Annotated in this window: 8 protein-coding genes; 7 read left to right on the top strand and 1 reads right to left on the bottom strand. The window is 70.5% G+C overall.

Annotated elements, in window-relative coordinates; genetic code table 11:
- Positions 1 to 4: 4 nt before the first annotated feature.
- From AC08OQ_RS14265 to AC08OQ_RS14255, 3 genes are all read left to right on the top strand, one after another.
- Entirely contained in the window at positions 5 to 541 is a 537-nt protein-coding gene (locus AC08OQ_RS14265; protein WP_476601941.1) for a MerR family transcriptional regulator, read from the top strand.
- 489 nt (positions 542 to 1,030) lie between these two features.
- The gene (locus tag AC08OQ_RS14260) at positions 1,031 to 1,747 is read left to right on the top strand and encodes an ATP-dependent Clp protease proteolytic subunit (protein WP_462203099.1); all 717 of its coding nucleotides are present in this window, start codon (positions 1,031 to 1,033) and stop codon (positions 1,745 to 1,747) included.
- Complete coding sequence (locus AC08OQ_RS14255; protein WP_476601940.1) at positions 1,744 to 2,418, top strand: ATP-dependent Clp protease proteolytic subunit; 675 nt, start codon at positions 1,744 to 1,746, stop codon at positions 2,416 to 2,418. The genes AC08OQ_RS14260 and AC08OQ_RS14255 overlap by 4 nt, the downstream gene beginning before the upstream one ends.
- Here the strand turns inward: AC08OQ_RS14255 and AC08OQ_RS14250 are convergent.
- The gene (locus tag AC08OQ_RS14250; protein ID WP_476605469.1) at positions 2,398 to 3,156 is read right to left on the bottom strand and encodes a helix-turn-helix domain-containing protein; all 759 of its coding nucleotides are present in this window, start codon (positions 3,154 to 3,156) and stop codon (positions 2,398 to 2,400) included. The two genes, AC08OQ_RS14255 and AC08OQ_RS14250, sit on opposite strands and share 21 nt — an antisense overlap.
- A gap of 474 nt (positions 3,157 to 3,630) precedes the next feature.
- On the opposite strand from AC08OQ_RS14250, the gene AC08OQ_RS14245 reads away from it, so the two are divergent.
- The 4 genes from AC08OQ_RS14245 to AC08OQ_RS14230 all read left to right on the top strand — a co-directional run.
- A complete protein-coding gene (locus tag AC08OQ_RS14245) occupies positions 3,631 to 4,602 on the top strand; it encodes a hypothetical protein (protein ID WP_476612108.1) in 972 nt (323 codons plus the stop codon).
- A gap of 182 nt (positions 4,603 to 4,784) precedes the next feature.
- Complete coding sequence (locus AC08OQ_RS14240) at positions 4,785 to 6,161, top strand: 4-hydroxyphenylacetate 3-hydroxylase family protein (RefSeq protein ID WP_476605471.1); 1,377 nt, start codon at positions 4,785 to 4,787, stop codon at positions 6,159 to 6,161.
- Positions 6,162 to 6,353: 192 nt separating this feature from the next.
- Complete coding sequence (locus AC08OQ_RS14235; RefSeq protein WP_476601421.1) at positions 6,354 to 7,268, top strand: response regulator transcription factor; 915 nt, start codon at positions 6,354 to 6,356, stop codon at positions 7,266 to 7,268.
- A 471-nt stretch (positions 7,269 to 7,739) separates the two neighbouring features.
- Positions 7,740 to 8,604 (top strand): helix-turn-helix transcriptional regulator (locus AC08OQ_RS14230; protein WP_476612107.1); only part of this gene is annotated, 865 nt, incomplete at its 3' end.

The following is an 8,604-nucleotide window of genomic DNA, read 5'->3' as shown; positions in this document are numbered from 1 at the left end:
CCCCATAACCAGCAGCGCCGGATCTTCCGCCGATGCCTGTGACGGCCGCTACCGGATCGGTGACGTTGCCACCCTGGTGACCTTGTCCCTGCGTACCGCCCACTTCTACGAGGATGCTGGCCTGCTCGCGCCGGTAGGCCACACAGCGGGTGGTTTCCCGCTGTACGACGACGACGCACTCGACCGTTTTTTCCTCATTAAGAAGATGAAACCGCTGGGGTTCACGCTCGAGGAGATGCGGTCTCTCATCACATTGCGTGAGCGGATCGGCCAGCCCGATCTTGCCCCAGATCATCGCAGGGAACTGCGGGAACGGCTGAGAACCTGGGTTACCCTGGCCGAGGAGAAGCTCGCATCCCTGCAGGAACAGGTGCGCCTCGCCGAGGACTTCATGATTGGCCTGCGGGACGATACCGCCCGGTCGCTGCGGGAAAGCCCGGATCGCCGGGACGTCGTTGATCAATGCGATCTTGGTCCCGGTCGCCTGGACAGCTCGTTCCTCGATTTTCTCGATGATCCCTTCGGGCCCGAGGAGAACTGACCCGGCCCGCTCTACCCGGCCCACCCGGGCCATCCGGGCCGGCATCACGAGGCACAGCGCCCCCCACCGGCCTGGCCGCGGTGGCGTGACCTCATGTCCCGTGGTGCCTCATGTCCCGTGGTGGTCGAGCCGCGCTGCTGGAGATCGGTGACGGTCCGGGGCTGGGGTTCGTCACCAAACTGCGGCCTTCCCAGGCAGGGACACCCTCCGGCGGTCGGCTCGACACGGGTCGAGGGTCGGCGGGTGCCGCCCGGGTGGACCGGACGATCCGGCGGGGGCGCCACGGGATCCGGGACTGGCCGGGCAGGCGTCGTCGTCCGGTATCCCCTTGGGGAAGGTCGCTGGAGTCGTTCCACGGGACGTCGCGTCTGCCGTGAGCAGATCTGCCGCCAGCAGATCAGCGCCATGGGCGCGGATTTCCCGGCAACGCTGGTGACGCCGGCCCATCGTGCTCGCACCCATTCCCGACGGCCGGCGGGAGGACGTACCATGATCGAATCTTTTCCGCGCCTCACGCAGGCCGGGCCGGGGGGTCCGCACCGGGCTACCGCGCAGGCCGCTGCACCCGGGCTCGGCTCCGCGGACGACCAGGTGTTCAGCCGGCTCCTCGAGAACCGGATCGTGTTCCTTGGTTCCGTGGTCGAGGACGCGGTGGCCAACGCGATCAGCGCCAAGCTGCTGCTGCTCGCCGCCGAGGATCCCGCGGCCGACATCTACCTCTACATCAATTCGCCGGGTGGCTCGGTGTCCGCCGGCATGGCGATTTATGACACGATGCAGTACGTCGGAAACGACGTGGCGACGGTCGCGCTGGGTCTCGCCGGTTCGATGGGGCAGTTCCTGCTCTGCGCCGGCACGGCGGGCAAGCGATACGCGCTGCCCCATGCCCGGATCATGATGCACCAGCCGCACGGCGGCATCGGCGGCACCGCTGCTGACATCTCTATCCAGGCCGAGCAGATGCTGTACACCAAGCGCACGCTGCAGGAGCGAATTGCCTTCCACACCGGGCAGACCGTCGAGCAGATCGAGACCGACTCCGACCGGGACCGGTGGTTCACGGCCGAGGAGGCCAAGGAGTATGGTCTCGTCGATCACGTGGTCGCCCGGGTGGATCAGGTACCCAGTGTGGTCAGTGGAGCGGGCATCGGTCTGCGGCGGGCGGGCCGCACCGGTTTCGGCCCCGGCGGCGGGAGCGGGCGATGACCGGGCGGCCTCCCGCCGCGAGCGGGATCATGCTGGGCGGCGGTGCACCGAGGGCCCGTCACGTCCTGCCGAACATCGTGGAACGGACCTCCCGCGGTGAGTACTCGATGGATCCGTACTCGAAGCTGCTCAAGGAGCGGATCGTCTTCCTCGGTGTGCAGATCGATGATGTGTCGGCGAACGACGTGATGGCGCAGTTGCTGTTCCTGGAGTCCGAGGATCCCGACCGGGATATCTCGATCTACATCAACTCGCCGGGTGGGTCGTTCACGTCGTTGACGGCGATTTACGACACGATGCAGTTCGTGCGGCCGGACATCTCGACGATCTGCATGGGGCAGGTGGCGTCGGCGGCGGCGGTGCTGCTGGCGGCGGGCACGCCGGGGAAGCGGTTCGCGCTGGCCAACAGCCGGATCCTCATCCACCAGCCGTCGGCGCAGGGCGAGGGCCAGTCGAGCGACATCGAGATCCAGGCGCGGGAGATCCTGCGCGTACGGGCGCTGCAGGAGACGATGCTTGCCCGCCACACCGGTCGCACCGAGGCGGAGGTCCGTCGCGACACTGAACGCGACAAGATCTTCAGTGCCGATGAGGCCGAGGAGTACGGCCTCATCGACGAGGTCATCATGAGCCGTAAGGCCGCCCGGCTTCTATCGGCACGCAGCGCCTGACCGGGCGCGATCCGGCGGTCCGGCGGTCGGCCGCTCCGGCCGGCTGGCCGGCCACACGTCGACTGGCCACAGGCCGACCTGTCGACGAGCGTGCCGGCGGCCGCCTTCCGGCCGAACATGCCGCGGCCGGAAGGCGGCTGCGGGCCGGGACCATCTGCCCGGCCCCCCCGATCTCCCCGATCCCCGCGGCCCGGGAGCGACGGCGGCTCGCCGCGGGCCGGGCACCACCACCCGGCCGGTAGGGACGGCGGCCCGGAAGCTCGGCGAGAGTCCCAGGTTCGGCGACACGCCGAAGGGCAATGCCGCGCCGACCGTTGCGCCGATACCGGTTGTTTCGATGCCAGCCGAGCCTGTGATGCCGACGGTGGCCGTGGTGCCGCTGGCGGCGTGCAGGTCAGCGGAGAGGACGCGGGCCGTGATCGGTAGTGTCGCCTGCCCGTGGACGGCGGACAGCGACCCGGGCGATGCTACGGGGGTGACCTCGGGTTCGAGCCGGGCGAGCTCCAGACGCACCTCGTCCAGCAGATCGGACAGCCGGATGTGCAGCGCCCGGCAGACCGCGGCGAGGATCTCCGAAGACGCCTCCTTCAGGCCGCGTTCGATCTCCGAGAGGTAGGGCATCGACACCCGCGCCGCGTCCGCCACGTCCCGCAGGGTGCGGCCCTGAGCGAGGCGACGCCGACGCAGCGCCTGCCCGACCAGCCGGCGCAGCAACGGCATCTCGGCATCATCGGTCATCGCCATCAGGAACCTCCGGGGGGACTGGTGCCTTGAGGGGTCAGGGGAATCGGAGGGGCGCTCGCGTCCTGATAGCTACACGCGTCCCGGATACTGATCACGTGGGTGGGAAGGCGACCGCTGCCGCAGCCACCCCCCGGGTAAGTCGATGGAGAACTCAGGCACCGAGCGTATCCGCTGCGCCCTCGCCGGAACCGCAAGTACCGCACCCGGCATTCCGCCCGCACCTTCGCCGCGAAGTTGCCGGCGGCGGACGAACCGTGCGGCGCCGATGCATACGGCGACAACGTGTGAGGCGACGGACGCCGGAAGTGGCACGAAGATGCACCGAAGGTCGGTATTTCCACATCATCCGCGCACTTAGCGTTGTTTCCGTCGTGATTCATCCTGGCCGTCCGGTCTCCGGAACGGTCGTCGCGGTGGCCCGCTTAGCCGGGGCCGCCAGGGACAGGAGATCCGTGGAGGCTCCCACACATGCCCCGTGCCGTTGCCACTCCGATGGCCGTACCCATGTCCCTGTCCTCGGCCGCGCCGGTGCCGATGGCGGTCCTCGGCACCCGTCCCCACGCCCACCTCGAGCCGCCCGGCGCATCCCCGCGAGCGACGGCGTCCGGGTCGTTTCCCCCTGCTCCGGCCGTCGACATGACCGGAGACGACCGCGTAGCCTTGTGGCAGCAGCGCCTGCTCGAGGCGGAGTCGGGGATGACGACGTTCCTGCTGGAACACCACGCCGATCTGCGTCTACTCGACTGGCTGCATACCCAGGCCGAGATCTTCGCCGACTTCCCGACGCCTGACGATCGTGATCCGACGGCCTGGCAGCGGGTGTTCTTCCGCGCGCAGGCACTGATCGAACGGTTCATCGTGTCGCGCTGGGGCGAGGCGGAGCTCGTCGACTGGGCGAGGGCCAACGCCTCGGTCTTCGGCAAGGTGGAGCCCGAGCCGACCGGCCGGCCCGCCGACGTCGTCCACCGGCTCGCGCGCCAGGCGGATCTCTACTCCTCCCGTTACGCGGTCGACACCGACGAGCCCACGCGGGCGGCCCTGATCATCTCGCACTGTGGCATCTGGGACTACCGCGAGCAGGCCCGCGCCCGGGGCGTGCCCCTCACCCTGGCTTCCCCCTGTTCGTTCTGCACCACTGCCCTCTCGGCGAACATCCGGGCCAAGGGATACGAACCGGCCTTCCGCCTGCTGCATGACGACCCCTCGGTCCCGTCAGCCGGCGTGGCCGTGCCCGCTCCGGCCGGCCAGCCGGCCGTCGTGGCCGGGTCGGTCGCCGGACCGGGGCAGGTCGACCGTGGCTGCGTCTGGACCGCCACTGATGCCACTGATGCCACCGACGCCACCGACGCCACCGACGCCACCGACGCCACCGACGCCACCGACGCCACCGACGCCACCGACGCCACCGATATTGTCCACAGAGCGGAGATCAGGCCATGACCCTCGTGACCGACAGCGGTCGTCCCGGCGCCGTCGACGATCCCGGCCGACCCGCCGGTGACCACCCTGCCGGTGCGACGGCCGAGCCCCCGGTCGACCCGCCGCTGGGAATCCCGCCGCCTGCCGCGCAGGGGCTGATGACCGGGGAGCGGTACCGGGCGAGCCTCAACGACGGCCGCGAGGTGTGGCTCGACGGGGAGAAGGTCGCGAACGTGGCGGCGCATCCGGCCTTCCGGGGCGCCGTCGACGAGCTGGCCCGGCTGTTCGACCTGCAGCACGAGCCGGATCTGCGCGACGTGCTCACCGTCCACGAACCCGAGGCGGGGACCCGCGTCGGCTGGTCCTACCAGCTGCCGCGCACGCTGGACGATCTGCGGGCCCGGCGGCGCAGCACGGCCGTGTGGATGCGCGAGTCCTGGGGTCAGCACGGCCGGTCGCCGTCGTTCATGGCGAACGTGGCGGTGGGCCTGCTCGACTTCCGGGACCATCTGGAGCGCAACCAAGCCGGCTTCGGTGCCAACGCGGTGGCCTTCTACCGGCACTGTGCGGCCAATGACCTGGTCCTCGGCCACGCTCTGGGTGACCCGCAGATCGACCGGACCACCAGCCCCGTGGACGATCCCGATCTCGCGCTGCGCATCATCGCCGAGCGGGACGACGGCGTCGTCGTCCGGGGCGCCAAGCAGCTCACGACGCTGGCCCCACTGGCCCACGAGGTGCTCGTGTACCTCTCGGCGAGCTTCGCGCAGCGCGAGGCCGAGCAGTTCGTGATCTGGTTCGGCCTGCCGCTGGCCACCCCAGGTGTGAAGATTCTCTGTCGGGAGCCGCTGGGGGCCCGGCCGTACGGGCACGCCCACACGCTCGCGTCCCGGTTCGACGAGCAGGACGCCATGCTGTTCTTCGACGACGTGCTGGTTCCGTGGGACCGGGTGTTCCTGCTGCGCGACGGCAACCTCGCCCGGGTCGGACTCGGGCGGATCAACGCCTGGAGCGCGGCCGCCGGCCACATCCGCTACCAGGAACGGCTGCGGACCCTGCTCGCCGTCGGCACGCTGCTCGCTGACGCGATCGGAGCCTCGGGGCTGCGTCACGTCCAGGAGGACCTCGGGGAGTTGGCGAGCTACGTTGACCTCGTCGGGTACTTCCTCGACGCGGGGGAGGCCCGGGTCGAGACGACGGACGGCGGCCTGCTCGCGCCGGGTAACACCGACGCGAGCCGCGTGTGGTCGGCGCAGGTCGCCGGCCGGGCAGTGGAGATCGTGCGGCGGATCGGCTCGTCGGGTGTCCTCATGCAGCCCAGCGAGCGTGACCTCGCCGCCGCTGACCTGCGGCCCTACCTCGACCGGTACATGCGGGGCGCGAACCTCCCGGTCGAGGAGAAGTCGCGGCTGTTCCGGCTGGCCTGGGAGCTCACGGCGGACAGCTTCGGGCAGCGTCAGGATCTCTACGAGTTCGTCCACCGCGGGGACATCACCCGCAACCGGATCAACCTGCTCCGCCGGGACGACCTGGGACCTGTCACCGACCAGATCCGGGAGCTGATCACCCGTCCGCTCTGAGGCCTGACGACCGGGGCTGTCGGGCCGGACGGAGGGGCCCGGGGACGGCGTGCGCGGAGGGTGTTAGCGATACCACTGCCTACCTGGTTGAGCTATCCGAAGGTGCCTACGGTCGGGTCAGCCCCCTGCACGCGGGACGGCGGGGTGATACCGCCGTCCCGCGTTCGCTCCTCGTGGTAAGGACCCGGAGTCATGACGATCGGAGCCGCCCCGCCCCCTCCCGTCCGCGCCGAGGTCTCCGGGTACTCCGGGTACTCCGGGGGTCCGCCGCGGGTCAGGGTTCCGGCCTGTCCCGGGGTTCCCGTTCGCGCCGAGGCGTCCGCGCAGCCCGAGTGTCCCGCGTACGCCAAGGATCTCACGCCCACAGAGATCGACGGCGGTGTGTCGGTGTTCCTGCTGCACGCCCATCCGGTGACCGGGGTTGGGCTGCACCTGCTGCTCTCGACGATCTGCCGGCTCGACGTCGTCGGCCGCAGCCACCGGCTGGATGCCGCGCTGCCGCAGATCCGCCGCTCGCGTCCCCGGGTGCTGCTGCTCGGGCTCGCGGGGGACCTCGCGACCGACCTCGCGGCGGTGCGCCGGCTGCGCGCGGAGGCCGACCGGATCCCCATCACGCGCGTTCTGCTGTTGCGGCCGCTGGCCACCTGCGCCGAACTGACCCAGATCCTCACCACCGGGGCGTCGGGGGCGGTGCTGCCGGACACTCCGCCTGCCGACCTCGCCCACGCGGTCACCATCGCCGCGCTCGGCGGCGTGGTCTTCCTGCCCGCGCCGCCGTCGACGGGGGTGCCGGGGCCGCCGGTCCAGGCCGAACTGCCACCGCAGGCCCTCGGGCTGACCTCCCGGGAACGCGCGGTGCTCGGCCAGCTCGCCCGCGGCCTGTCGAACGCGGAGATCGCTTGCGAGCTCGCCCTGGCCGAGGCAACGGTCAAGCGGTACCTCACCGGTGCGATGCGCAAGATCGGCCAGCCGGACCGGCTGCGCGCCGGCCTCTACGCCTATCGGCACGGACTGCTGGACGGTCCGCATGCGGGCTGGACGGGCCGTGGGCGCGGATCCGGCCGCGGATCGGCGCTGGACCGAGCGCCGGACCGGGTAATCGAATGATCGGGGTGGCCGCGGGCGCCATGGAGGGATGAACACGTTCCGCGAGTCGGTGTTTTCGATGGTCCGGATTCCAGTCGATCATCACAGGTCTATTACTTGCGGTTATCGATAGGTTGCTTCGGGTATCGAAATTTGTGCCGACGTTGTTTGATCATGTAAGTGACACGATCTCTCCGGGTAAGCGCCGGACATGGCCGCCGGGCGATGCCACCATGGGACTGTGTCTTCTTGCGTTGGACGGTCCGCTCGGCCGTTTCGGCCTGCGCTGATCCGGCGGCGGTGGCTGGATTTCAGCCATCACATGGGTGACTGCTGTTAGGCGTTGTTGGCGACTGAGGATAGTAGCAGTCCTGCTGACCGCGTGTCCCTGCGTCGATGCTGTCCCGCCCGCCGGATGTGCCGGATGTGCCGGATGTGCCGGATGTGCCGGATCGGCGGTGTCGACAAGGCCGCCCGATCCGACTGGAACCGATGAGCGACGACGCCCGCCAGCGTGAGCTTGGATTCTTTCTTCGTGCCCACCGTGAGCGCCTGCGACCCGAGGACGTCGGGTTGCCCGCCACACCTCGCCGCCGCACCCCGGGGCTGCGCCGGGAGGAGGTCGCCGCCCTCTCCGGCCTCGGCCTCGCCTGGTACACCTGGCTGGAACAAGGCCGGGTCGCCGCGTCCCGGCAGGTCCTCGAGGCCGTCGCTCGGGCCCTGCGGCTCGACGACGACGGTCGTCGCCACGCCCTGGCGCTCGCCGGCCTGCACACGCCGCCGGCGGACCGCCACCACACCCTCGTCAAGGTGCTGCGTTCGGTGCTGGACAACTGGCCGAACTGTCCGGCGTTGCTACTCGACCGGCGCTTCGACGTCACCGCCTGGAACGACGCCTACACCGTCCTGTGGGGGGATCCCGCCGACGTGCCCGAGCCCCAGCGCAACCTGCTGTGGATGCTGGTGGCGCAGCCCCGGACCCGGGACGGGATGGGCGGGTCCGAGGACGTGGCCAAGGACTTGCTCGCCCAGTTCCGCGCCCAGCTCGGTCATCATCCCGACGACCAGCGCGGCCGTGCCGTGCTGGAGCTGCTCGAACAGGCGCGCCCCGAGCTGCGTGCCTGGTGGCAGTGCCGGTCCGTGCGCGTGTTCACGGGCCGCACGGTCAGCGCGGCCACGCCGCTCGGTGACATCTCGCTGATGCTGTCGGTGCTGCGACCGGGTGACGACCCGGAGTCCACCGTCTGGCTCCAGACGCCCGCGACGCCCGCGGACCGGGAGCTGCTCGCCCAGCTGGCGGCCGAGACGCCGGGCGAGACGCCGGGCGAGGCGCGGCGCCCGGGCCCCGCCGCGCGGC

This window comes from Frankia sp. CcCS3 (assembly GCF_977927575.1).
Note: the sequence above shows the minus strand (reverse complement) of the source record. Positions and strands in the feature narration are given on the sequence as shown.